Origin of the sequence: Tolumonas auensis DSM 9187 (assembly GCF_000023065.1) — a bacterium.
Lineage (GTDB): Bacteria > Pseudomonadota > Gammaproteobacteria > Enterobacterales > Aeromonadaceae > Tolumonas > Tolumonas auensis.
The window spans coordinates 2,731,698-2,754,518 of record NC_012691.1; the positions used below are offsets into that span (position 1 = coordinate 2,731,698).

Genomic DNA, 22,821 nt, shown 5'->3' on the forward strand with positions numbered 1-22,821 from the left:
GAGTGCCCCCCACTACACAGAACTTGACGCAAACGCTGGTTTCATCAGAAACGGCTGAGCATTTTATTAAAGCACAAACGTTCAGCCTGTTTTTTGTTATGGATTAATTCTGACGATAAACTTTAATGTTGTTAAAGCCCTGCTCTTTCAGATAGAGCGCCTGTAATTTACTCATCACGCCGCGCTCGCAATACAACAGATAGGTTTTGCTCTGATCCAAATCGCCGAACTGAGTCGACAGCTTATAAAACGGTAAATGGATCACGGTCATGCCTTCCGGATTAAACGGCTTATCTTCGTGTTCATCCGGTGAACGGATATCCAGAATGACTTCGTTTTCAGCCAGTGCCGATGTCGTTTCTACTTCCTGCACCTGAGCTTCGGTTTCATTCGCGATCTCACGGATATCGATCACTTTCGCACTGGTGATCACATTTTCCAGTACATCGAAATTAAACTTGGCTTCGTTCGCCAAAACTTCTTCATAACGCGCTTTTACCGTCGGCTTATTGGAAATCACTCCGCAATATTCCGGCATGGTTTCAGCGAACTCCTGAGTTCCGATGGCCCGGGCCTGATCAATGATGTCTTGCTTATCACTGACGATCAGCGGACGCAGGATCAAGGTGTCGGTAACACGATCAATCACAGACAGATTGGTGACGGTCTGGCTGGATACCTGTCCGACGCTCTCACCGGTGACTAACGCTTCGACACCCATACGTTCCGCAACACGGGAAGCCGCCCGCATCATCATTCGTTTCAGTACCACGCCCATCAGACCATTGTCGATTTTTTCCAGGATCTCGCCAACCACGGGTTCGAAAGGCACAGAAACAAATTTTACTTTGTGTGACTGGCTGTATTTGCTCCACAGATAATAAGCCACCTGTTTCACGCCGATCTCATGCGCCGCGCCGCCCAGATTAAAGAAACAGTAGTGCACTCGGCTGCCACGTTTGATGAACAGATAAGAAGCCACCCCGGAGTCAAAACCACCGGAGATCAGACTTAATACATCTTCCTGTGTCGACAGCGGATAACCACCTAAGCCTTTATGGATCGCCGTGACCAGATACAGCAGCTCATTTTCAATCTGCAGATTGATCTGCAGATCCGGATGCGAAAGTCTGACTCCATTAGACGGGAAATTCTGATTCAGTCCGCCACCGACATAACGCTCAATTTCGATGGAGGTGAATTCATGTTTACCTTTGCGTTTCACACGCACACAGAAGGTTTTATTTGCCAGCGTCGGGCCATAGACTGCCGCAGTCTGCTCGTAAATATCGTGCAGATCAGTGAACGGTACCTGTGTCACTTCCAGAAAAGCCTGGATACCCGGCATGCAACTCAAACGTTCAACCAGCTTGTCTCTGTTTTCGGGCGAATCATTTTTACTGGACACCATGAGCTTGTCCCAGTCGTTACGGACAGTAACGGTCTCATCCACTTTTTGCAGGACATTACGGATATTACCCTGCAAAATTTTCACCATGCGTTGGCGGACGGATTTACTTTTGATGGTGATTTCCGGGAACAGTTTAATGATGAATTTCATGACAACGCTCGTTTAGCTGGCGAAAAGTGGCGCATTATAATCCAGCCGGCCAAAGATGCTAACCCTTGAGGCAAGAGATCACAGAGTTTATACGCCAGAAGGTCAGACAGTGGTAAGATAAGTAAATTATCTCTCTATTATCAGAACCCGCCATGGCCGCCAAAAAGACCGAATCATTAAGTTTTGATGCTGCTCTCGGAGAGCTGGAGCAAATTGTGCAACAGCTGGAACAGGGTGATTTACCGCTGGAAACAGCACTGAAACAATTTGAACGAGGCATTCAGCTGGCGCGGGTGAGCAAACAAAAATTAGAACAAGCGGAACAGCAGGTGCAGATACTGTTACAACAGGGTGAGCAGGAAAAACTGACGCCATTTACTGTTGAACAGACATCCGGCCAGAACGCAGAGGAAGAATAAGTGTCACTGCAGACCTTTTCACAACACTACCGGCAACGCATTGATGATCTGTTGCTGCAAAAAATCGAAACCTTACCTGATTTATCACCTCGCCTAAAAGCGGCAATGCGCCATGGCCTGGTGCTGGGTGGCAAACGGGTTCGTCCATTTCTCGTCTATGCTACCGGTAGCATGCTGGACATTGATGAAGCATTACTGGATGGACCGGCCGCCGCGATCGAGTGCATTCATGCCTATTCGCTGATCCACGATGATTTGCCGGCTATGGACGATGATGATCTGCGTCGCGGTCATCCGACTGTGCATAAAGCGTTTGATGAAGCGACTGCCGTACTGGCAGGTGATGCCTTGCAGACACTGGCATTCTCTATTCTGGCGGATCACCCTTTCCCGGATGCATTACGCACCCAGCAAGTGAAGATGCTGAGCACGCTGGCACAAGCTTCTGGTTATGCCGGCATGTGTGGTGGTCAGGCGCTGGATCTGGCCGCAGAAGGACAACATGTCGGACTGGAAGCACTGGAGCTGATCCACCGGCATAAGACCGGCGCACTGATTGAGTGTGCGGTGATGCTCGGTGCATTGTGTCAGCAGGATGTCGCAGCAGAAACAGTCTCTGCCCTGAAAAAATATGCAGCGGCCATCGGACTCGCTTTCCAGGTACAGGATGACATTCTTGATGTTGTCAGTGATACCGAGACGCTGGGTAAACCTCAGGGTTCTGATCAGGCGCTGGATAAAAGCACCTACCCTGCTTTGCTGGGGCTGGATGCCGCCCGCGAAATGGCGCAGGATCTGCACCGGCAGGCATTAGCGGCCTTGGCACCACTTCCTTATAATACTGAAATATTATCTGCGTTTGCTGATTACATCATCGAGCGCGCATATTAATGTCGGATAATAACAAACACATGATGATTGATATGACCGAATACCCGACGCTGGCATCAGTTAATTCGCCGGCGGATCTGCGGCAATTCCCGGAAGAGCGTCTGACGCAATTATGTCAGGAGCTACGCACTTTTTTGCTGCACTCTGTAAGCCGTAGCAGTGGCCATCTGGCATCCGGACTCGGAGTCGTGGAACTGACCGTAGCGCTGCATTATGTCTATCAGACACCGGTTGATAAGCTGGTATGGGATGTTGGTCATCAGGCTTATCCGCACAAAATTCTGACCGGCCGTCGCGACCGGATGGCGACAATCCGTCAGAAGGATGGCGTTCACCCGTTCCCATGGCGGGAAGAGAGTGAATATGATCCGCTGAGTGTCGGTCACTCCAGCACCTCCATTGGTGCCGCTTTAGGCATGGCGGTGGCGGCCAAACGGCAGGGTCTGGATCACAAAGTTGTGGCTGTCATTGGTGATGGTGCACTGACTGCAGGAATGGCATTCGAAGCGCTGAATCATGCCGGTGATCTGCATGAAGATATGCTGGTGATCCTGAATGACAACGAAATGTCGATTTCGGAAAACGTCGGCGCACTCAACAATCATCTGGCGAAATGGTTATCCGGCCCGGTCTACACCACGCTGCGGGAAGGCGGCAAAAAGGTACTGTCTGGCCTGCCACCGGTAAAAGAGCTCGCTCGCCGGGCGGAAGAACATATCAAAGGCATGGTAATTCCGGGGACCTTGTTTGAAGAGTTGGGCTTTAATTATATCGGCCCGATTGATGGGCATGACATCAAAGCACTGGTCAATACACTGAAAAATATGCGGCAGTTAAAAGGTCCGCAACTGCTGCATGTGATGACCAAAAAAGGCAAAGGCTATGAGCCTGCCGAAAAAGACCCTATCGGTTATCACGGTGTGCCGAAATTCAATCCGGAAGATGACTGCCTGCCGAAAAACAAAGGCGGCAAACCGACTTTCTCGAATATTTTCGGTCAGTGGTTATGCGATATGGCTGAGTCTGACAGCAAACTGGTGGGCATTACACCGGCGATGCGGGAAGGCTCCGGCATGGTTGAGTTCTCGCAGAAATATCCTGAGCGTTATTTTGATGTCGCGATTGCCGAACAGCATGCGGTGACCTTTGCCGCCGGGCTGGCGATAGAAGGCATGAAACCGGTCGTGGCTATCTATTCCAGCTTCATGCAGCGGGCTTACGATCAAATCATCCACGATGTGGCGATCCAGAATCTGCCCGTATTGTTTGCCATCGATCGCGCCGGCCTGGTCGGTGCTGACGGGCCGACCCATCAGGGTGCATTTGATATCAGCTTCCTGCGCACCATTCCGAATATGGTGATCATGACGCCATCGGATGAAAACGAATGCCGGATGATGCTGACCACGGGCTATCAGTTAAACCAGCCTGCAGCGGTACGTTACCCCCGCGGTACAGGCAGTTGTGTCACTCTGAACACAGAACTGGAAACATTACCGGTTGGTAAAGGTCAGATCGTCCGTCAGGGACAAAGTATTGCCCTGCTCTGCTTCGGTACGCTGTTACATCAGGCAAAATCCGTAGCCGAAAAACTGGATGCCACACTGGTCGATATGCGGTTTGTGAAGCCTTTGGATGCAGAATTGCTTAAAACGATTACAGCACAGCATGATGTACTGGTGACCATCGAAGAAAATGCCGTACAAGGTGGTGCAGGCTCTGCCGTTAATGAGTGGATGATGACGCAGCGCGTGTTAATACCGGTATTAAATATTGGTCTGCCGGATCGCTTTATCGAACAAGGTACGCAGGAAGAGATTTATCATGTTCTCCGACTGAACAGTGCCGGTATTGAACAGCGGATACGTGAGTTTATGGCTTAACACTTAGTTACGACGACACTCAGTTACGACAAACACTCAGTATTACGGCTCCTTCGGGAGCCGTAATATATCAAGACTTATTAGATCAGACGCTTACCTTCCGCATCAACCACCGCTTCACCGTCTTCCTTGGTAAATGCACCTTGTTGCGCAGCCGGCAGTATATCAAGTACCAATTCTGAAGGACGACACAGCTTAGTGCCCAGCTCTGTGACCACAATAGGACGATTGATCAGAATAGGATGCTGCATCATGAAATCAAGCAACTGCTCGTCAGTCCATTTCGGATCATCCAGCCCCAGCTCAACATAAGGATCGCATTTCTGACGCAGCACTTCACGCACGCTGATGCCCATATCGGCAATCAGTTTTACCAGCGTATCGCGGGTTGGCGGTGTTTCCAGATACAGGATCACGTTCGGTTCGATACCGGCATTGCGGATCATTTCCAGCGTATTACGTGAGGTACCGCATTTTGGATTATGATAAATAGTCACTTCAGACATGGTCATTTCCCTTTCATGATCATTAACGTGGAATACATTGTTCCGGATTGCCGCCACAACATTCTTCGGTCAGGTATGCAATCAGTTCCCGCATCAGTGGAACATTCGCACGGTAGCGCTGATAACGCCCTTCCTGCACGACCGATAACAGGCCAGCATGCGCCATCGCTTTCAGATGGAAAGACAGGTTGTTCGGTGGCAGACCGAGCGTAGTCGCAATTTGTCCGGCGACCATGCCTTCCTGACCACACTTCACCAGCAAACGATAAATATCCTGCCGGATACCGGATGCCAGTGATTCAAAGATGAGTGTTGCTGATTCTTTTTTCATAGTTCAATACTACAAGAGGGATTGAAATAATCAAGCGAATAAAAGCCAGCATAAGCTGGCTGATACTATTCATCCGGATAACATGACACAAAGCGGCGTGGTGACCGCGGCCACTACAGTAGAGAGCAACAGGCTGGTCGCCATCACCCCTTCCATCGTTTTAAACTGCCGAGCCATCAGGTAAACGTTCACCCCGGTAGCAATGGATGCCAGCAACACGATTGCCTGCGTTTCCATGGTAGGTAAGCCAATCAGACGGGCGATCCCCCAGGCGACTAACGGATGACCAACCAGTTTGAGCAGACATACGCTGATTGATTGTCCCCAATTACCGCCAATGCCATATTCTGCAAGCCCCATCCCTAACGATAACAGCGCCATAGGTGCCGCCGCACCGCTGATCATGCTCACGGTATTATCAATCAATAGAGGCAGTTTCCAGCCTGTCAGCCCCCATGCGGTACCAGTCAGGATGCCGAAAACAATCGGGTTTTTCAGCACACTTTTAACGGTTGAGAAAAATCCGCGAAAGGAAAAGCTGCCATGTTTCGCCAATTCCACCGATACCGTCACCAGTGTCCAGAGGATCAGTGAATTAAATACCAGCACCAGTGCTACCGAAGGCAATGCGGCATCACCTAACATCATTTTTGCCAGTGGCAATCCCAGCATAGAGTTATTAGAGAAGATCCCGCCCAGGGCAAATACAGATTGCGATACGCCATCCAGTTTAAAGACTTTCCAGGCCAGTAAACGTCCCAGAATAAAAATGATTAAGCAGCCGCCAAAAAACGCGATCAACAAGCGCGCATCAACCGGTGGCAGTTTGGAGAAATCACTCATCAGATGAAACAGCATCGCCGGCAATGCCAGTGAAAAAACGAAGCGGGACAAAGAATCCGACATCACTTTAGGCCAATGCGCCCAGCGCATCACGCCATAGCCGATAAACACCAGGATAAACAATGGGGTTGAGAGATAGACTTGATGTAATAAGGCAGACATAGCACCACCATCAGACAACGGGAGGCAAAGTCTAGCATGACATATGTCACAAATATTGCGCCATATTAACTTTCAAACGGAATCCTAAAATTTGTCGTTTGGACTCCGCCTGATTTATCCCGGACAAACTGATATGCTAGACAAAACAAATAAAACTCATTTGGAATTCAGGAGTTTCAGGTCATGCGCAAAATCACATGGTGGCAGGCTCTCTGGCTATCATTCTTTTCCCGAACGCTATATCAGTCTGTTGCCCGTCAATGGCAGGGGATCGGCTCATTATATTTGTTGATCATCTCAGCACTGGTCGTGATGCCTATTACGATGCAGATCCGGGAAGGGTATCTTGCTTTCGTTGAAGAAGAATTGCCGCTGTATCTGGATGAATTTCCGGAACTGACGATTCAGAGCGGTCAGGCATCCACCCCGGAAGAACGCCCCTATATTATTAACGAGAAAGGTACGACTGAGCCGTTCATTGTCGTGGATACCACCGGGCAATACACGTCATTAGACCAGACATCGGCAGCGGTGCTTATTACGACTGACCGCATATCTATCCGTAAAAACGATACCGATTCTCAGTCCTATGATTTTTCAGATCTGACGGATATGACGATTGATCGCTCATCGGTCGAAACATTTATGGCAACTACCGGTCAATTTCTGCTCCCGCTGACCTATGTGATTATGGTCGCCTTTTCCTGGTTCTGGCGGTTTACACAAGCCATGGTTTACGCCTTGTTTGCCGGATGGCTGGCGAAAAGACAGGGCGTGACTCTGCGGTATAACTCGTTTGTCCGCATCTGTGCGGTGGCGCTGACGCCTGCGATGATCCTTGATATGTTTATCGGTGTTCTCGGCTTACCGCTGCCCTTTGCCGGTCTGTTATTTATCGTGCTGGAAGTGATGTATGTTCGCTTCGCCATTCAGAGTGTCTGTCAGTTACCACCCGATCAGCGTAACGATGAAGGCTCCATCATCGCGTAACCAGAAAAGAGCAATACAGATACGAAAAGGGAAGCCAGCTCTGACTTCCCTTTTTTATTTCTGTCTGTGTTTGATAGCACTCAGTCTTTATAAATCTTCGGATTGAACAGGTCGCGTAACCAGTCACCCAGCAGATTGATAACCAGCACCAGCACCACCAGACAAATGCCGGGGAAGGCAGTGATCCACCATGAACCGGAGAAAATGTAGTTAAAACCGATACTGATCAGTGAACCCAGTGACGGTTTGTCCACCGGCATCCCGAGCCCCAGAAACGACAATGCCGCTTCAGACATAATGGCATTGGCAACCTGTACGGTTGAGATAACCAGGATCGGTGACAGGCAGTTTGGCAGAATATGACGGAACATAATGCGGGGCGCTTTAAAGCCCATTACGCGCGCTGCCTCCACATACTCTTTCTTCTTCTCCGACAAAACGGAAGCGCGCACAGTACGTGCGTATTGCGGCCATTCAGAAATACCGATGATCAACACCAGCATCAGAATGGCATATTGCGAGTAGAACTCACCGCCCAGCGTCGCCTGAAAAATAGCCGATACAATGATCGCCACCATCATAGTAGAGAACGACAGCTGAATATCCGCCATCCGCATCAGCAGGTTATCAACACGACCACCGACATAACCAGCCACCAGGCCGATCACGACACCAAATGCTAATTGCAGGGCGACCGCACACAAACCAATCATCAGCGATACACGTGAACCATACAAAATGGTACTTAAAATATCGCGACCCTGATTATCGGTACCCAGCAGGAAATTGGCATCCCCTCCCTCCAGCCATGACGGCGGCATTTCTGCATCCATAATGTCGTAGGTAGATGGATCATACGGATTATGCGGTGCCAGCCAGGGCGCCAGTGTCGCCAGAACTACGTACAACATAAAGAGAACAAAGCAGACCATCGCTACTTTGTCTTTCAGGAAATAGTAAATCAGATCGGACTGACGGAAACGCTGCCAGCGACTCATCGTTGCTTGTTGTGACATCTTAGCCTCCCTTGGACGTCAGTTTGACTGTTGGGTTGATCAAGCCATACAGCAGATCGACCAAGGTATTAGTGACCACGAACACCAGACCAACAAAGATAACGTAGGCGGTGATCAGCGGCGTATCGACACGGGTAATGGCCTCCAGAAACAAGAAGCCTGTACCCGGCCATTGAAAGACGGTTTCAGTCAGAATGGTATAAGCCACCATCGAGCCTATCTGCACTCCCCCCACAGTAATCAGCGGCAGCATGGTATTTTTCAGTGCATGGCGGAACCAGACCTTGTTCTTATCCAGCCCTTTCGCCCAGGCAAATTTCACATACTCTGAACTGAGTGCTTCCAGCATTTCAGCCCGCACCAGACGAATAAACAGCGGCAGCATAATGGAAGAAAGTGCAATCGACGGCAGTAACAGATGTTTTAAACCATCAATGGTAAAGAGACCGGACTCCCAACCCAGCAGGTTTACGGTTTCACCCCGGCCATAAGACGGCAACCAGCCAAGTTCAATAGAAAATACATACATCAGCAAAATTGCAGTCAGAAACACCGGAACAGAAATACCGATGGTGCTGATCCCCATGATCAGTTTACTGCCAATACCCCGGGGCTTGATGGCGCAATAAACACCTGCCGGGATAGAGATCAGGATAATCCAGAACGTGGCCGCAAACACCAGCTCCAGTGTCGCAACCAGCTTGCCGAGGATAATATCTAACGCCGGTTTTTTAAAAATAAATGAGGTTCCCCAATCGCCATGCATGGCATTAGTCAGGAAACGGGAATACTTAATCATGAACGGGTCATTCAGCCCTAACTGATTACGCAGTACTTCACGTTGCGCTTCGGACACACCTTGTCCGACCATTTCCCGCAACGGATCACCCAGATTATCCTGGATAGCAAACGCTACCAGACTAATCACAAACATCACGACAAGAGCTTGCGCCAGTCGGTTAAACAAAAAAGTCAGCATGCACGAAGATCCTGCATTTATATAAAAAAGGATTTGAGGCCGGCAAAGAACACCGGCCCCGCATCACATTACTCTTTTACTTTCAGATCGCCGTAGTATGGGAAGTCCAGACCATTGACGATAGGTTTGATATCCAGCTTGGTTTTTGCCGCCCAGGACAGGTTTTGCCATTCCAGAGGTAAGTAAGCCGCGTCCTTGATCAGCAGCTTTTCAATTTGCTGCAGCATGGCTGTACGTTTGGCAACGTCTACTTCGCCGTTTGATTCGGCAATCAGCTTATCAACTTCAGCATTGGAGTAACCGCCGCAGTTGTACTGACCTTTACCGGTTTTATCATTGCGGGTCTGCACCAGATATTCGAAGTAGTTTCCGGAATCCTGTGTATCTGACTGCCAGCCGATCAACTGCATACCAGCTGCACACTTGTCATATTCCGGCCAGTATTGTGCTTTTGGCATGGTTTTCAGCGTGACTTTGATGTTGATCTTGGACAGCATGTTGGCCACCGCTTCCGCGATCTTGGCATCGTTGATATAGCGGTTGTTGGTCGCGATCATCGTGATCTCGAAACCTTTTTCCTGACCGGCCGCCTTCATCAGTTCTTTGGCTTTTTTCAGATCATACTGAGGAACCAGATCCGGTACATGACCGAGATAACCTTCAGGGCTCATCTGACCAGCCGGGGTCGCAAAACCCTTCATGATTTTATCAACGATACCTTTCTGGTTAACGGCCAGATTCACCGCTTCACGTACGCGTTGATCTTTGAATGCAGGCACCACATTCTGGTTCAGTTCAAACATCACAATACGGTTACTGGTTTCGGTCACCATCTGCAGATCAGAGTCTGACATCACGCGTTTCTGATCGTTCGGCGCAACCGGTGCGATCATGTCTACATCGCCAGACAGCAATGCAGCAACACGGGTCGCATCTTCTTTAATCGGAACCACAATCAGCTTATTCACATTACCCGGTGATTTTTTATCCCAGTAATCCTTGTTTCGCTCCAGCGTCAGCTTCACGCCTTGCTCACGGGAAACCAGTTTGAACGGACCCGTACCGGAAACATGGTTAGCCGCATAGGTATTTGCTGCTTTCACGATTTCATCTTTGTCTTTACCGTCTTCTGTCTTACCGGTATAGAACTTGGAATCCATGATGAACAGGTAAGTCGCGTTCTGCAGCACCAGCGGATACGGCACTTTAGCCACTAAATCGACGGTGTAATCGTCCACTTTTTTCATGCCTTCGTAGACTTCAAACAGACCTTTATAGTCTTCGGACTTCATAATGCGGTTATAAGTCCACACCACGTCATCCGCAGTAAAAGCATTACCGGAGTGGAATTTCACATCTTTACGCAGATGGAAACGCACGGTTTTCGCATCCACCTGTTCCCATGATTCAGCCAGACGGCCTTCAAATTTCATGTCCTTGGTGAAACGTACCAGTGGATCAAAGGACATATGGGCGTATTGCAGAATACCGCCTGACAGTTGCTCGTAGATATCCAGCGACTCCGGATCAGCATCTAATGCAACTTTGACATCCGCAGCATACAACGGCATAGAGATACCGGCAGCCAGTAACAAAGCGGTAATTTTGCTCATTCCTGTTTTCATCTAAAGCTCCCTATTCGATTAATTTGAAGACTGATTCACGGTTGCCGTCTCTTCCGCGATCTGCAAACCAGCGCGGCTCATACCTTTAAATTCCGGCATCAGTGAAATCAGCTTACGGCTGTACTCATGCTGTGGTGACAGGAACAGATCTTCCGTTTTCGCCACTTCCAGCAAAGTTCCTTTTTGCATCACACCAATCCGGTCACACATCTGACGGATCACCGGCAGATCGTGACTGATGAACAGCATGGTGAGTTTGAGCTCCTGCTGCAGATCTTTCAGCAGGTTAAGGATCTGTGCCTGCACCGACACATCCAGCGCGGATGTCGGCTCATCACAGATCAGCAAACGAGGGCGCGTCGCCAGCGCACGGGCAATCGAAATACGCTGCCGCTGACCACCGGAGAATTCATGCGGATATTTCAAGCCAGCCTGACGGCCCAGCCCGACATGATCCAGCAGGTCACCCACAATATCCTGGATCTGGCGTTCATTTTCCGCCAGATGATGGAAGCGGATCGGCTCGGCAATGATATCGGCGACCTTCATGCGCGGATTCAGCGAAGAGTATGGATTCTGAAATACCATCTGCATCTGACGACGGAACGGACGACGCTCTTTTTCTGATTTCAGTGCAGTCAGATCGATCCCTTCAAAAATGATCTGACCTTCATTTGGCGGATACAGACCGGTGATCACCCGGGCAATCGTCGATTTACCGGAGCCGGACTCCCCGACCAGACCAAAGGTTTCACCTTCGTTGATTTCAAAGCTGACGTGATTGTTCGCCTGAACATATTCACGGCGTGACGGGAACATGGAATCTTTCGTTGTAAAACGCAGGCTGACATCTTTGACCTGCAACAAGGCGCCCTGATATTCCCGCTGTTCCTGCTGTTGTCCCAGCCAGTGATTCTTCAGATCAATTGAAGCTGGTTGCTCAGCGGCTTCAATATAGGAAACCAGCGGAAAACGCACCAGTTTCACATCCGAACGCGGTACCGCAGAAATCAGACTCTGGGTATAAGGATGTTTCGGTGCACCCAGCACTTGCGCTGTAGTACCGATCTCAACCAGATCCCCCCGATACATCACTGCAACACGATCAGTGATATTAGATACCACCCCCATGTCATGGGTGACCAGCATGCAGCCAACCTGACGTTCCTTACACAGTTTTTTAATCAGCTGCAGGATTTGATCCTGAATCGAAACATCCAGCGCCGTGGTTGGTTCATCGGCAATGATCAGATCTGGATCGCAGCAGAGTGCAATGGCAATCACCACGCGCTGACGCATACCGCCGGAAAACTGATGCGGATACTGTTTGATGCGTAATTCAGGTTGCGGAATACCAACCGCTTCCATCAATTCCAGCGCTTTTTCATACGCTTCATCCGGTTTCAGTTCGGTATTCGCCAGCATGGTTTCAACCAGCTGTTGTTCTACTGTGAACAGCGGGTTCAGCGATGTCATCGGATCCTGAAAGATAAAGCCGATTTTGGCACCCCGGATCTCACGGATCGCATCCGGCGACAGACCCGAAATTTTTTCACCATTCAGAAAGACATCACCGCGGGCAATGCGGCCCGGAGGGCTTAACAAATCAATGATGGCATTACCGATAGTCGACTTCCCTGCACCAGACTCACCGACCACCCCGAGAATCTCGCCCTTTTCAATCGAGAATGACAGATCTTTCACTGCCGCCATCACGCCATAACGTGAGGGATATTCAATTCTTAAATTTCTGACTTCCAGCAGGGACATCCGTCAACCTCTAGTCTAGTAACGAAAAACACTGTATTTGATAACCAGAAGAGCACACTTCGGGCCAAGATAAGCGATCTATCTTATAAGGAAGATAAATTCAGAGAAACAACAAAAAACAGGATTAGATGCCAGAAGACTGGCTATCTCACAAAATTAAATAAAAAAGGCAAGAAATTGCGCATATTAAGAAATAACAAACACAAAATAGCGATTTGAGTCCGAAATTTGGAAAGGATAAGATTGAATCCACATCGATTTTTCTGATGGTTTGCAACTAAAAAACGCATTTTTGTAACAATTTAATAAAAACAAAATTGATTAAAATAACCTATTTTGTGCAAAGGAAACTTGATAGTGCATAAATAAAAAGGACAGCCAAATGCTGTCCTTTTTCTGACTAAAATCCTAATTTGAAGATACACATCCTTGAGAGTCGAATTGTATTCCTGGTAGTGAATTAAGAATTGTTTGATAAACAGTGATACAACCTACATCTACTGCTGACCCAGCGTTTTCCGGAATAACTACTGTTTTTGGATTTGATGGATTAATTGAATAACCATCTGCTATACCAGTCACACTAATGTCTAATGTAGCACCTTGGGTTGTTGTACAAGTAAAAGGAATATAAGCTGGAGATGCATTTATGTTTATATCTGATTTAGTACAACTTAAATTCAATAAATCAAAAGTCTTATTATTACCGTTAGTAAGGCATGCAGTAGCACTATAGTTTGTAACTTTATCCTTTCCTGTTCCCGTAGTTATGCTTGTTTGATCCAAACAATAAAGTCTACCACTCGCAATAACAGTTTCCGGAGCAAGCGTTCCGTCTACAGACAGAGTTAGCGTATCAGTAACTGCCTTTGAATTATCATAGGCTGACACAGGCATTTCCGCAGATTTATTATTTATCTGGTAAGCAGCCACGGAAGAATTACCTTGAAAAGCTGTTACTTTAATTACAGTTGCACCAGAGGATATAGGCGCTGTATATCCTCGTGAATATACGCCATAATAACTCTTATTGAGATCAAGGGTTTGAATAGGTTCACTAGCAACAGTTGCAACTGCAGTATTAGATGATGACCATTGAGATATTAATGTCATATTAATATCAAAAAATGGCACTTTTTGCAAATAAGTGGAACCTGCTGTATCTGTATCAAGTAAATCAACCCAGTCATCTGGCATAATGTCTACAAATATGCCTCTCGCTATAATTTGCCGATCTGGATTTGTAGCAGCAGTCAGATCAAAATTAATACTTGTGCTAGTATCGCCGCCTATTGAATAATTAGTCGTCAACCATTGTGAAAAACTTTGAATTGAAGTCGCTGTACTATCTGAAATTAAACTAGGATTATGCTCAGGCCAACTATCTTTCTTTTGTAGTTCTACATATGACTTGACAACATATTTAATATAATTTTGGTAACTAGTCAAGTTTGCTGGTTTCTTTAAAAAATCAGCATCCATTACTACCAACTTAACTAAATTCCAGTCTGGCATTGGTTTATACATACCATCTATACGTAATAAACGGCATGAATCAATATAACTACCGTTTGTTACCATACTTAATGAGGAATCATATTTTGAAGAAGGATAATTTAATCGATTATAATAATCTTTAAATTCACCACCTAAAACATTATCAAAATGATTTTCACAGCAAACACTACATAATGTTGCATTCTTATTACCTGATGGAGAACCCCATGATTTCGATTTCAAGTCAGGCGTAGTTGGAGCACTCCAATACAATAATCCATTAATTGTTATTAATGTTGCAGGTAAAGCAGTACTTTTATAACCAGACTCAAATGTGCAATCGCATGCTACTGTACTGTAATCAGATAAATTTTGAGTATTCAAATTTGTATTATAGGTTACTGTAGAAAACTTAACTTCCACTCCACCACCATTTGATGATACATCAGGTAACGGTTTAGTTGTTTCCTGCATATATGCCCCACCTAGACTGACTGCAACAACCCCACTATCAGAATTTGAAACCGGTGTATATTTAACAACTGGTTTATAGTTACCTGCTTTACTACTGTTTGTTAATCGATCTGCACTAATACGTGTTGTCTGAACAACACTACCAGTCAATTTGACATTATTGGGACCATTACCATCATTCCAGCTTACAGTGACTGTCACATCATTACTGCCAGCACGGGGTGTAACACTCCAACTCAAATTATAAACGAAAGGATCCACATTCGCATTACTGGATGAAATAGCACCTGAAGCGATTGTACCACCAGTATTATTGCCAATAATATCATAGGAAGGCACACCAGAACTAACAGTCAGACTCCCAAAAGTTCTAAGATCATCTAATTTTGATTCAGCAATTTGTAGTGCTGTTAATCGTGCACTGGAAGCAATTTCATTACGAATATATTTATTTTGTAGTTGATAGAGAGCAACAACACTGACAGTGACAATAACAAAGGCTATTAACACTTCGAGCAAAGCTACACCTTGCTGTTTTTTAAAATACATCATTTGAGCCTCCTTATTACCAATCATGCCAACTGCCAGGAACAATAGCAGTAATAGGTTGAGAAAGATTATTCATATTTGTTACTACTGCTGGATCATAAACAATGTTGAAATTACCAGCACCATTAAACTGGGTTTGATAATTTGACACGAAAATACCATGTAATACAGGAGTGCCGACCAATTTGACGCTATATGTAGCAGTTGCATCTTCCGAGTAAGCAAAAATAAGTCCCCACACCTCAGTGTTGGAATTAAAAGATAAATCACCATCCCAAATAACCAATTGAACTGGATGAGACAGCGAGCCAATTACTCCTGCCTGTTTTAAATCACAACCACCTTTGATGATATATCGTCCTGATGCATTTTGTGCTGCAGAAATTAATTTGTTACATACAGTCTCAGAATCAGATATAACTCCATCACCGATTCTATTCTTATAGTCACCAGGATACATTATTTTAGTATCATTAATTAATTCCGCCATATTTTGAACCCCAGAAAAAACATAGGCCAACAAATTAGGTGGGAAATTGGAATCTTTCTTGACTACATCTGTTCCTATTTTTGTTTTATCAGTATACGCATAAGTCGTACAATCTTTGTTCGCATTGGTATACTCTTGTAAACCACAGGAAACAAAAGAACCACCTACATCAGCCAAAGTTATATCAACCTTTGACCAGACAGACAATGGTACACCAGGACCGCCACCATTAGGATTAGCAACGACCGTGAGATTTCCCCCTATTGCAGACCCTGCAGCGACGGTGATTGGTGCAGCGGGAGTTCCGGAAATTGAAGGAATTGCTACAAATGCTTCTCTTAATGTTACCTGTGACTCTGCATTTGCAGTGCTGGCAGAATAACCAGATGAGCCGATAGACTGCACAGGAATAACAGGAATAGTTCTACTTCCGAGAGGAATATTAATTTGTGTACCAAATGTAACTTGGTAATAAGGCGAGGTTGCTGATGCCGAAGATATAGCACTTCGATTATCAATATTACCCATTAATTGAGCAGCGGCCAAATCTAGTCCATATTGTGCCGCATTTTTTGCTTCATGATAACGCATTGTATTTGATGCTGTGCGTTGTTCGCCCATCAACATTTTTCCAGTCATCAACGTCAGGGCGGTAATCAACAAAACAATAATTAGCACAACAGTTAAGGTTATAAAACCTGATGCCTTGTTAAAATTGGTCATTTTGCAACCTCACTCTACGATCAAGCCTCAGCTGAATGTCATTGTTTGTGCTACTTCTGCCTGCAATTCGTATCCGGACAAAACGCTGCCCCGTGGTATTGTAAGCACCGCTTGTAGCGAATGCACCACTCACAGGATCTAGGGTAAACGTTAAGCCAGTAATATCCAGATGACCATCTCCACCAGCTAATACCTGCCATGTATTATCTACAGTGCACGATTGAGAACCTGCTGTGTTAAATTCCTGATATACAACTGAGCTGGCACCAGAAACATAACTGTAGGCAATGATTTCCGGAGGGTTCGCACCGCCAGTAATAGAGCCATCATCATTTGCATCATAACGTAACAAAACGCAGTTATTCTGTAAGTCTAGTGCTGAACCATCTGACGCATAAGCAGAAAACATAGCAGTATGAACCGCACTGGAAACAGCACTACTGGTTGGATTCCCTGCACTATCTCTTTCCAACGCAGCTTCAGCTCCACTGGCATACCCGGTTCGCTGTATATCCCGGGCAATGATGTCCAGAGCAGACTGCATATCCATATTCAGACGAGACAGCTGCACTGTGGTCGAATTAGCACGAATGATGCTGACATACATGGTTGCCATAATAGCGGCTACAAATAAGCCGATTACCATGGCAACCATTAGTTCAATCAATGAGAAACCTTTCGATTTCTGTATTGTTCCGCTTCTTTTTAAGAAGATGGGCATTTATCCACTCCCGTTAAACCGGCTTTACCAACAGGTGTACACATGAAAACGCGTCCCAGAGGCGTTGTTCTCACTTCTATTTCTTTACCAGTCTGACCATAAGAAAATATGATCCGGTTGCTATTCATTACCGCTCTTTGAGACTGAATCGTAACGCTGGAGGTATTGCTGGCCATGCTAACATTAGGATAGCCACTCCAAATGACACCACGCAATATACCATCACCATGGATATCACAATCACTATCTCCGCAATCGTCACAATCTGGATTATCAGAAACCTGATAACACCAGTTGTTACCTGTTTGGAATAAATGAACGACAACATCATCTGTATTGCGCTTAATCGCTTCGCTACGGGCAAATTGAATATCTGAATAGAGCGCTTGGGCAGCTCCCTGCAAGGTGTTATCTTCCTTAAATTGCATATAGCTCGGTACACCAATACCCAAAAGAATCGTCATTACCAATATGGTGATGATCAACTCTATCAGGGTAAAACCGGAAATTCGCGATCTCACGTGCTCTCTCCTTGGCATTAAGGCCTTTTTCAACCAGAATAAAACAAGACCATTCTTATAAGTTTAAATCGAACTCTGAAAGAGGTAGGTAAATATGAAAAATAATTCCAGAGGCTTCACCTTGCTGGAACTTATGATAGTCGTAGCTATAGTTGCCATTCTGGCTACCATAGCCTACCCCAGTTATCAGGGTTTTGTGTTACGTTCACACAGAGCTGAGGCCATTGAAGGTTTGTTATCAGCTCAATTACGCCAGGAAGAATGGCGGGTTAAAAATGGTTCATATACCAGCACTATGAGCGATCTTGGTAGTCCAACCAGTACTTACTATGCCTTCACTGCCACCGCCAGCAGCAGTGGTGTACCAACCTATACCTTGACAGCTACTGCTTCTGGTAGCCAAACAGCCGATACCGACTGCCCAACATTGACGATAACAAATGCAGATGTAAAAGGTCCGTCCACTTCCTGCTGGGAATAACAGTCGAATTATATCAGGATTCATGCGCATACTTCTTTGGTATGCGCCACATAACTCAAAAAAAGTAAGCCAGCACTTGCATTATCACCAGCCCAAATACCCCTGCCAGCACATCATCAATCATGATACCTAAACCGCCTTTGACATAACGATCCAGCCAGCGGATGGGCCATGGCTTGAGAATATCGAACAGGCGGAAGAGTAAGAATCCAGCCAGTAACCAGAGCAAGCCTTTCGGGGCTGCGATCATGGTGATCCAGAAACCAACAAATTCATCCCAGACGATTGAACCATGATCCGATTGGCCGATGGCATCTGTCGCTGACTGGCAGATCCAGATACCTGCGATGGCAGCAATCACGGTGATCGTGATATAGACCGGTAACGATAAATCCATCATCAGCCAGTAAAACGGGATCGCAGCCAGTGTGCCGAAGGTGCCTGGCGCAACTGGTGATAGTCCCGAACCAAAACCGGTCGCCAGCCAATGCAGCGGGTTCCGCCAGTTCAGTCGTTGCAGTGCATCATAGCTTTTATGATGTTTTTCCAGCTTCGCCATGGTGAAAATGCTCCCAGCCATTAATATGTAATTCGACCGCTTTGCCCTGATGATACCAGATTATCTGCGGCTCACCGGTCGTGATAGTACCGATGCGGGTCAGTGGTAAATCCAGCGCAACAGCCAGCTCGCTGATAGCCGTTTCATGCCCGGCAGGTACGGTAAAACAGAGTTCATAATCATCCCCGCCACCCAGTGCTAATTGCAGTGCCTGCTCCGGTGTCACACTCCGCTGAACTGCCGACGCAATTGGCAGATTAGTCAGCTCAATTTCAGCTGCCACCCCGGATGCCCGCAGGATATGCATTAAATCGCCGGAAAGTCCGTCAGACAGATCCAGGGCACTGGTTGCGATACCACGCAGTGCCAGACCCAGTTCACAACGCGGTTGTGGGTAATCCATACGGAATGAACAGTCACGCAATGCATCACTGTTTATGGGTAAATTGTGTATACGCTGCTGCACGGCCAATGCTGCCGCACCTAAACTGCCACTGACGTAAATGGCATCTCCCGCCTTAGCGCCGGAACGACGTAACGCCTGAGCAGCGGGCACGGTTCCCTTGGCAGAAATGGTGATAGAAAGCGGTCCGCGGGTAGTGTCGCCACCAATGAGTGCGACATTGTGTTTCACCGCCAGTGCATGAAACCCCTGAGTAAAACCCGTCAGCCAGACATCATCGGCTTTAGGTAAGGTGAGAGCCAGAGAGATCCAGCGCGGTTGTGCGCCCATCGCAGCGAGATCAGAAAGATTAACCGCCAGCGCTTTATGCCCTAATGCGACCGGATCAACATCAGCAAAAAAATGCACATCACTGACCAATGTATCCGTACTGACGGCCAGACATTCACCAACCGGTACATTCAATAGCGCACAGTCATCACCGATGCCTAATTCTACATCAGCTCTTGCCGCAGCCTGAGCGGCAAAATAATGTTGGATCAGTTCAAATTCACCCACGAAATGGCTCCCTTCCAGCTAACAAAAATCCCCGTTCCTTCAGCAGAAAAAACGGGGATTTTTATCGCATAAAACTGTAGCTGCAAACAGTAATTACTGACGCAGCCCCATCTGTTTTACGACTTTATCTAATACGCCATTCACAAACTTATGACTATCATCTGTGGCGAACGCTTTTGCCAACTCAATCGCTTCATTGATCACGACTTTATATGGCACATCTTTACAATAGGTCAGCTCATAACAAGCCAGACGCAACACACCTTTATCAATCTGATCCAGATCGTCGAGTTTACGCGACAGGAATGGTGAGAAAGTAGCGTCCAGATTAGTTACATTGTTGACAACACCGGTCAGCAACAGCTCAAAATAAGGCAGATCGACGCCTTTCGTTGGCTGTTCCAATTTGAACTGTTCAACAATATCAGCCACGTTGTCTTTAGCCAGTTGCCACTGATAAATGGCTTGCAGAGCAAGATGGCGCGCCTTACGGCGTTCAGCAGGTTTCAATCTCTTTCTCCTATCATGCGCCCAGAGCGTTCATGACATTAATCATTTCTAAAGTACTCAGCGCAGCTTCAACACCTTTGTTGCCAGCTTTAGTACCGGCGCGCTCAATGGCCTGCTCGATGTTTTCTGTTGTCAGAACACCGAATGCCACCGGAATTTCAGCTTCCAGTGCAACCTGAGCCAGACCTTTGGCACACTCACCCGATACATATTCAAAATGTGCGGTACCGCCACGGATCACACAACCCAGGGCTACGATACCGTCGAACTGCTTGCTCTTAGCCAGACGTTTGGCAGCCAGAGGCAATTCAACTGCACCAGGCACTTTCACCAAAGTGATGTTTTCGTCAGCGATTTGACCCTGACGTTTCAACGTATCCAGTGCACCTTCTACCAGACGGTCGTTGATGAAACTGTTAAAGCGAGACACTACGATCGCAATTTTGGCCTGTGGAGCCGGGATGACGCCTTCAATCACTTTCATGGGTAATCCTATAATCTGTTATGTCAGATAAACAAAACCTGCTAATTCTATCACATCCGGCGCATGACCAAAACATGCGCCACAAGATCAGTTATTCACTGATGTATTCCACGACTTCCAGACCAAAGCCTGACAGTACATAACGTTTCGGTGAGCTGAGCAGACGCATCTGTTTCACGCCCATCGCTTTCAGGATCTGAGAGCCCACGCCAACACGGCGGGAAGCCGGTTTCGGCTTACAGATCTCTGTGGTCTGGCCCGAATCTACTGCCGCATAATGTTCAATACGCGCCAGTAATTCCTGCTGACTGTCTTCATGTCCAATGATCACCACGATACCGCCTTCATCATTGATGCGATTCATGGCTTTATCCAGCGGCCAGCTACGCAGATTTCCGCGCTGACTGTTCAGGACGTCATTCAGATAATCATGCAAATGTACCCGCACCAATACTGGCTTTGACGGGTCTTTTTGCGGTTTGCTTAAGGCAAAATGTAACTGATTATCAATGGTATCACGGAATGTAGTCAGCTCGAATTCACCATATTCGGTTGGCATATGGCACTGTGCGATCTTCAGGATCGTGGTTTCATGCTGATTACGGTATTCAATTAAATCGGCAATAGTACCTAATTTGATGCCATGCTCTGCCGCAAATTTCTCCAGATCCGGACGACGGGCCATGGTACCGTCTTCATTCAGGACCTCAACGATCACAGCTGCCGGTTCGAGACCAGCCAGACGAGCCAGATCACAACCGGCTTCTGTATGCCCATTACGAGTCAGAACACCGCCATCCTGCGCCATCAGCGGGAAGATATGCCCCGGTTGTACCACATCACTTGGTCTGGCATCTGCTGCCACGGCGGCCTGTACAGTACGGGCGCGATCGGCGGCTGAAATGCCGGTAGTAACCCCTTCAGCTGCTTCAATGGAAACAGTGAATGCGGTAGAAAACTGCGCTTCGTTTTTATCGACCATCAATGGCAGGTTCAACTGCTGGCAACGGGCCTTGGATAAGGTCAGACAGATCAATCCGCGACCGTATTTTGCCATGAAGTTAATATCTTCCGGACGCACCATCGATGCAGCCATCAGAATGTCACCTTCATTTTCCCGATCTTCGTCATCCATCAGAATGACCATTTTGCCCTGACGAAAATCTTCAATAATCTCTTCAATCTTACTGATAGCCATGACTTCCCCTTAGTCCGTTATCGCAGAAAACCGTTTTGTGCCAGCATTTCCATGGTGATATTGCTCTGTGATGACTGCGCCGCTTTATCGCCCAGCAACAACCGTTCCAGATAGCGGGCAATAACGTCCACTTCCAGATTAACTTTCACACCGGCCTGCCATTCATCCACCGTGGTTTCACCGCTGGTATGCGGCACAATGGTCAGTTTGAAACGAGCACCATCGATAGCATTCACCGTCAGACTAATACCGTCGACGGTGATTGAACCCTTTTCTGCAATGTATTTCGCCAGCTCATCCGGCGCCTTGATCCAATACTCTTTAGCCCGGCCCAACGGTTTCACTGAAACAATTTCGCCGACCCCATCCACATGCCCGGAAACCAGATGACCGCCTAAACGGGTATCGGGTGTCAGCGCACGTTCCAGATTCACTTTTTGTCCTGCCTGATAGTAAACAAAGCTACTACGTTGTAGTGTTTCTAACGACAAATCAGCGACATAACCATCCCCCGTTAATTCAACAACGGTCAGGCAGACGCCATTAGTTGCAATCGAATCACCTAATTTCACATCAGAAAGATCCAGCTTGCCACTTTTTACCCGGACTGAAATATCTTCACCTTTCGGCTGTAATGCTGCCAGCGTACCAACAGCTTCAATAATTCCGGTAAACAT

23 protein-coding genes are annotated in these 22,821 nt (G+C 47.0%); 5 read left to right on the forward strand and 18 right to left on the reverse strand.

All coding sequences use genetic code 11. The features are described from left to right. Window positions 1-103 precede the first annotated feature (103 nt). Entirely contained in the window at window positions 104-1,561 is a 1,458-nt protein-coding gene (thiI, locus tag TOLA_RS12740) for a tRNA uracil 4-sulfurtransferase ThiI (RefSeq protein ID WP_015879545.1), read from the reverse strand. A gap of 152 nt (window positions 1,562-1,713) precedes the next feature. Between thiI and xseB the strand changes: the two genes are divergently transcribed. From xseB to dxs, 3 genes are read left to right on the forward strand one after another with little or no spacing between them, the layout of a single operon-like run. Then, window positions 1,714-1,980 (forward strand): exodeoxyribonuclease VII small subunit, encoded by a 267-nt coding sequence (xseB, locus tag TOLA_RS12745; RefSeq protein WP_015879546.1) that lies wholly within the window; start codon window positions 1,714-1,716, stop codon window positions 1,978-1,980. After that, complete coding sequence (ispA, locus tag TOLA_RS12750) at window positions 1,981-2,871, forward strand: (2E,6E)-farnesyl diphosphate synthase (RefSeq protein ID WP_015879547.1); 891 nt, start codon at window positions 1,981-1,983, stop codon at window positions 2,869-2,871. Window positions 2,872-2,891: 20 nt separating this feature from the next. Further along, window positions 2,892-4,754 (forward strand): 1-deoxy-D-xylulose-5-phosphate synthase, encoded by a 1,863-nt coding sequence (gene dxs / locus TOLA_RS12755; protein WP_041609892.1) that lies wholly within the window; start codon window positions 2,892-2,894, stop codon window positions 4,752-4,754. 80 nt (window positions 4,755-4,834) lie between these two features. Here the strand turns inward: dxs and arsC are convergent, their stop codons facing one another. The 3 genes from arsC to TOLA_RS12770 form a co-directional block, all read right to left on the reverse strand. Further along, a complete protein-coding gene (gene arsC, locus TOLA_RS12760) occupies window positions 4,835-5,260 on the reverse strand; it encodes a glutaredoxin-dependent arsenate reductase (protein WP_015879549.1) in 426 nt (141 codons plus the stop codon). 22 nt (window positions 5,261-5,282) lie between these two features. Continuing rightward, on the reverse strand, window positions 5,283-5,591 hold the full coding sequence (locus TOLA_RS12765; RefSeq protein WP_015879550.1) for an ArsR/SmtB family transcription factor: 309 nt from the start codon (window positions 5,589-5,591) through the stop codon (window positions 5,283-5,285). A 69-nt stretch (window positions 5,592-5,660) separates the two neighbouring features. Further along, window positions 5,661-6,596, reverse strand: a complete 936-nt coding sequence (locus TOLA_RS12770) for an AEC family transporter (protein WP_015879551.1) — start codon at window positions 6,594-6,596, stop codon at window positions 5,661-5,663. Window positions 6,597-6,779: 183 nt separating this feature from the next. On the opposite strand from TOLA_RS12770, the gene TOLA_RS12775 reads away from it, so the two are divergent. Beyond that, window positions 6,780-7,586: a DUF1189 domain-containing protein gene (locus tag TOLA_RS12775; protein ID WP_015879552.1), complete on the forward strand. Its 807-nt coding sequence runs from the start codon at window positions 6,780-6,782 to the stop codon at window positions 7,584-7,586. An 80-nt stretch (window positions 7,587-7,666) separates the two neighbouring features. On the opposite strand, the gene TOLA_RS12780 is transcribed toward TOLA_RS12775, so the two are convergent. From TOLA_RS12780 to TOLA_RS16385, 8 genes are all read right to left on the reverse strand, one after another. Continuing rightward, a complete protein-coding gene (locus TOLA_RS12780) occupies window positions 7,667-8,602 on the reverse strand; it encodes an ABC transporter permease (protein ID WP_015879553.1) in 936 nt (311 codons plus the stop codon). 1 nt (window position 8,603) lies between these two features. After that, complete coding sequence (locus TOLA_RS12785) at window positions 8,604-9,581, reverse strand: ABC transporter permease (RefSeq protein ID WP_015879554.1); 978 nt, start codon at window positions 9,579-9,581, stop codon at window positions 8,604-8,606. Between the two features lie 68 nt (window positions 9,582-9,649). Then, the gene (locus TOLA_RS12790; RefSeq protein ID WP_015879555.1) at window positions 9,650-11,206 is read right to left on the reverse strand and encodes an ABC transporter substrate-binding protein; all 1,557 of its coding nucleotides are present in this window, start codon (window positions 11,204-11,206) and stop codon (window positions 9,650-9,652) included. An 18-nt stretch (window positions 11,207-11,224) separates the two neighbouring features. Further along, the gene (locus tag TOLA_RS12795; protein ID WP_015879556.1) at window positions 11,225-12,976 is read right to left on the reverse strand and encodes an ABC transporter ATP-binding protein; all 1,752 of its coding nucleotides are present in this window, start codon (window positions 12,974-12,976) and stop codon (window positions 11,225-11,227) included. Window positions 12,977-13,384: 408 nt separating this feature from the next. Beyond that, window positions 13,385-15,499, reverse strand: a complete 2,115-nt coding sequence (locus tag TOLA_RS12800; protein WP_015879557.1) for a type IV pilus modification PilV family protein — start codon at window positions 15,497-15,499, stop codon at window positions 13,385-13,387. Between the two features lie 13 nt (window positions 15,500-15,512). Next, window positions 15,513-16,709 (reverse strand): pilus assembly PilX N-terminal domain-containing protein, encoded by a 1,197-nt coding sequence (locus TOLA_RS12805; RefSeq protein WP_015879558.1) that lies wholly within the window; start codon window positions 16,707-16,709, stop codon window positions 15,513-15,515. After that, window positions 16,696-17,430, reverse strand: a complete 735-nt coding sequence (locus tag TOLA_RS12810; RefSeq protein ID WP_015879559.1) for a PilW family protein — start codon at window positions 17,428-17,430, stop codon at window positions 16,696-16,698. Before TOLA_RS12810 ends, TOLA_RS12805 begins: the two co-directional genes overlap by 14 nt. Beyond that, window positions 17,415-17,951 carry a GspH/FimT family pseudopilin gene (locus tag TOLA_RS16385; protein ID WP_015879560.1) on the reverse strand — a complete coding sequence of 179 codons (537 nt, stop codon included), beginning with the start codon at window positions 17,949-17,951 and terminating at the stop codon, window positions 17,415-17,417. The genes TOLA_RS12810 and TOLA_RS16385 overlap by 16 nt, the downstream gene beginning before the upstream one ends. Before the next feature lie 94 nt (window positions 17,952-18,045). Between TOLA_RS16385 and TOLA_RS12820 the strand changes: the two genes are divergently transcribed. Continuing rightward, window positions 18,046-18,432: a type IV pilin protein gene (locus TOLA_RS12820; protein WP_015879561.1), complete on the forward strand. Its 387-nt coding sequence runs from the start codon at window positions 18,046-18,048 to the stop codon at window positions 18,430-18,432. A 55-nt stretch (window positions 18,433-18,487) separates the two neighbouring features. Here TOLA_RS12820 and TOLA_RS12825 read toward each other — a convergent pair whose 3' ends face one another. The 6 genes from TOLA_RS12825 to TOLA_RS12850 all read right to left on the reverse strand — a co-directional run bounded on the left by TOLA_RS12825 (window position 18,488) and on the right by TOLA_RS12850 (window position 22,821). Then, window positions 18,488-18,991: a phosphatidylglycerophosphatase A family protein gene (locus TOLA_RS12825; protein WP_015879562.1), complete on the reverse strand. Its 504-nt coding sequence runs from the start codon at window positions 18,989-18,991 to the stop codon at window positions 18,488-18,490. Further along, entirely contained in the window at window positions 18,966-19,952 is a 987-nt protein-coding gene (gene thiL / locus TOLA_RS12830) for a thiamine-phosphate kinase (protein ID WP_015879563.1), read from the reverse strand. The genes TOLA_RS12825 and thiL overlap by 26 nt, the downstream gene beginning before the upstream one ends. Before the next feature lie 93 nt (window positions 19,953-20,045). Then, window positions 20,046-20,462, reverse strand: a complete 417-nt coding sequence (nusB, locus tag TOLA_RS12835) for a transcription antitermination factor NusB (protein ID WP_015879564.1) — start codon at window positions 20,460-20,462, stop codon at window positions 20,046-20,048. A 13-nt stretch (window positions 20,463-20,475) separates the two neighbouring features. Beyond that, the gene (ribH, locus tag TOLA_RS12840) at window positions 20,476-20,946 is read right to left on the reverse strand and encodes a 6,7-dimethyl-8-ribityllumazine synthase (protein WP_015879565.1); all 471 of its coding nucleotides are present in this window, start codon (window positions 20,944-20,946) and stop codon (window positions 20,476-20,478) included. Window positions 20,947-21,037: 91 nt separating this feature from the next. Next, window positions 21,038-22,144 (reverse strand): bifunctional 3,4-dihydroxy-2-butanone-4-phosphate synthase/GTP cyclohydrolase II, encoded by a 1,107-nt coding sequence (gene ribBA, locus TOLA_RS12845; protein WP_015879566.1) that lies wholly within the window; start codon window positions 22,142-22,144, stop codon window positions 21,038-21,040. Window positions 22,145-22,161: 17 nt separating this feature from the next. Further along, a complete protein-coding gene (locus TOLA_RS12850; protein WP_015879567.1) occupies window positions 22,162-22,821 on the reverse strand; it encodes a riboflavin synthase in 660 nt (219 codons plus the stop codon).

Coding starts and splice junctions, on each gene's coding strand:
- dxs (WP_041609892.1), top strand. CDS start 2,892: ATGATGATTGATATGACCGAATACCCGACGCTGGCATCAGTTAATTCG.
- TOLA_RS12850 (WP_015879567.1), bottom strand. CDS start 22,821: ATGTTTACCGGAATTATTGAAGCTGTTGGTACGCTGGCAGCATTACAG.
- TOLA_RS12825 (WP_015879562.1), bottom strand. CDS start 18,991: ATGGCGAAGCTGGAAAAACATCATAAAAGCTATGATGCACTGCAACGA.
- ribBA (WP_015879566.1), bottom strand. CDS start 22,144: ATGGCTATCAGTAAGATTGAAGAGATTATTGAAGATTTTCGTCAGGGC.
- TOLA_RS12795 (WP_015879556.1), bottom strand. CDS start 12,976: ATGTCCCTGCTGGAAGTCAGAAATTTAAGAATTGAATATCCCTCACGT.
- TOLA_RS12780 (WP_015879553.1), bottom strand. CDS start 8,602: ATGTCACAACAAGCAACGATGAGTCGCTGGCAGCGTTTCCGTCAGTCC.
- TOLA_RS12775 (WP_015879552.1), top strand. CDS start 6,780: ATGCGCAAAATCACATGGTGGCAGGCTCTCTGGCTATCATTCTTTTCC.
- TOLA_RS12820 (WP_015879561.1), top strand. CDS start 18,046: ATGAAAAATAATTCCAGAGGCTTCACCTTGCTGGAACTTATGATAGTC.
- TOLA_RS12805 (WP_015879558.1), bottom strand. CDS start 16,709: ATGACCAATTTTAACAAGGCATCAGGTTTTATAACCTTAACTGTTGTG.
- TOLA_RS12765 (WP_015879550.1), bottom strand. CDS start 5,591: ATGAAAAAAGAATCAGCAACACTCATCTTTGAATCACTGGCATCCGGT.
- TOLA_RS12785 (WP_015879554.1), bottom strand. CDS start 9,581: ATGCTGACTTTTTTGTTTAACCGACTGGCGCAAGCTCTTGTCGTGATG.
- arsC (WP_015879549.1), bottom strand. CDS start 5,260: ATGTCTGAAGTGACTATTTATCATAATCCAAAATGCGGTACCTCACGT.
- TOLA_RS12790 (WP_015879555.1), bottom strand. CDS start 11,206: ATGAAAACAGGAATGAGCAAAATTACCGCTTTGTTACTGGCTGCCGGT.
- TOLA_RS12800 (WP_015879557.1), bottom strand. CDS start 15,499: ATGATGTATTTTAAAAAACAGCAAGGTGTAGCTTTGCTCGAAGTGTTA.
- xseB (WP_015879546.1), top strand. CDS start 1,714: ATGGCCGCCAAAAAGACCGAATCATTAAGTTTTGATGCTGCTCTCGGA.
- TOLA_RS12770 (WP_015879551.1), bottom strand. CDS start 6,596: ATGTCTGCCTTATTACATCAAGTCTATCTCTCAACCCCATTGTTTATC.
- TOLA_RS12810 (WP_015879559.1), bottom strand. CDS start 17,430: ATGCCCATCTTCTTAAAAAGAAGCGGAACAATACAGAAATCGAAAGGT.
- thiI (WP_015879545.1), bottom strand. CDS start 1,561: ATGAAATTCATCATTAAACTGTTCCCGGAAATCACCATCAAAAGTAAA.
- ribH (WP_015879565.1), bottom strand. CDS start 20,946: ATGAAAGTGATTGAAGGCGTCATCCCGGCTCCACAGGCCAAAATTGCG.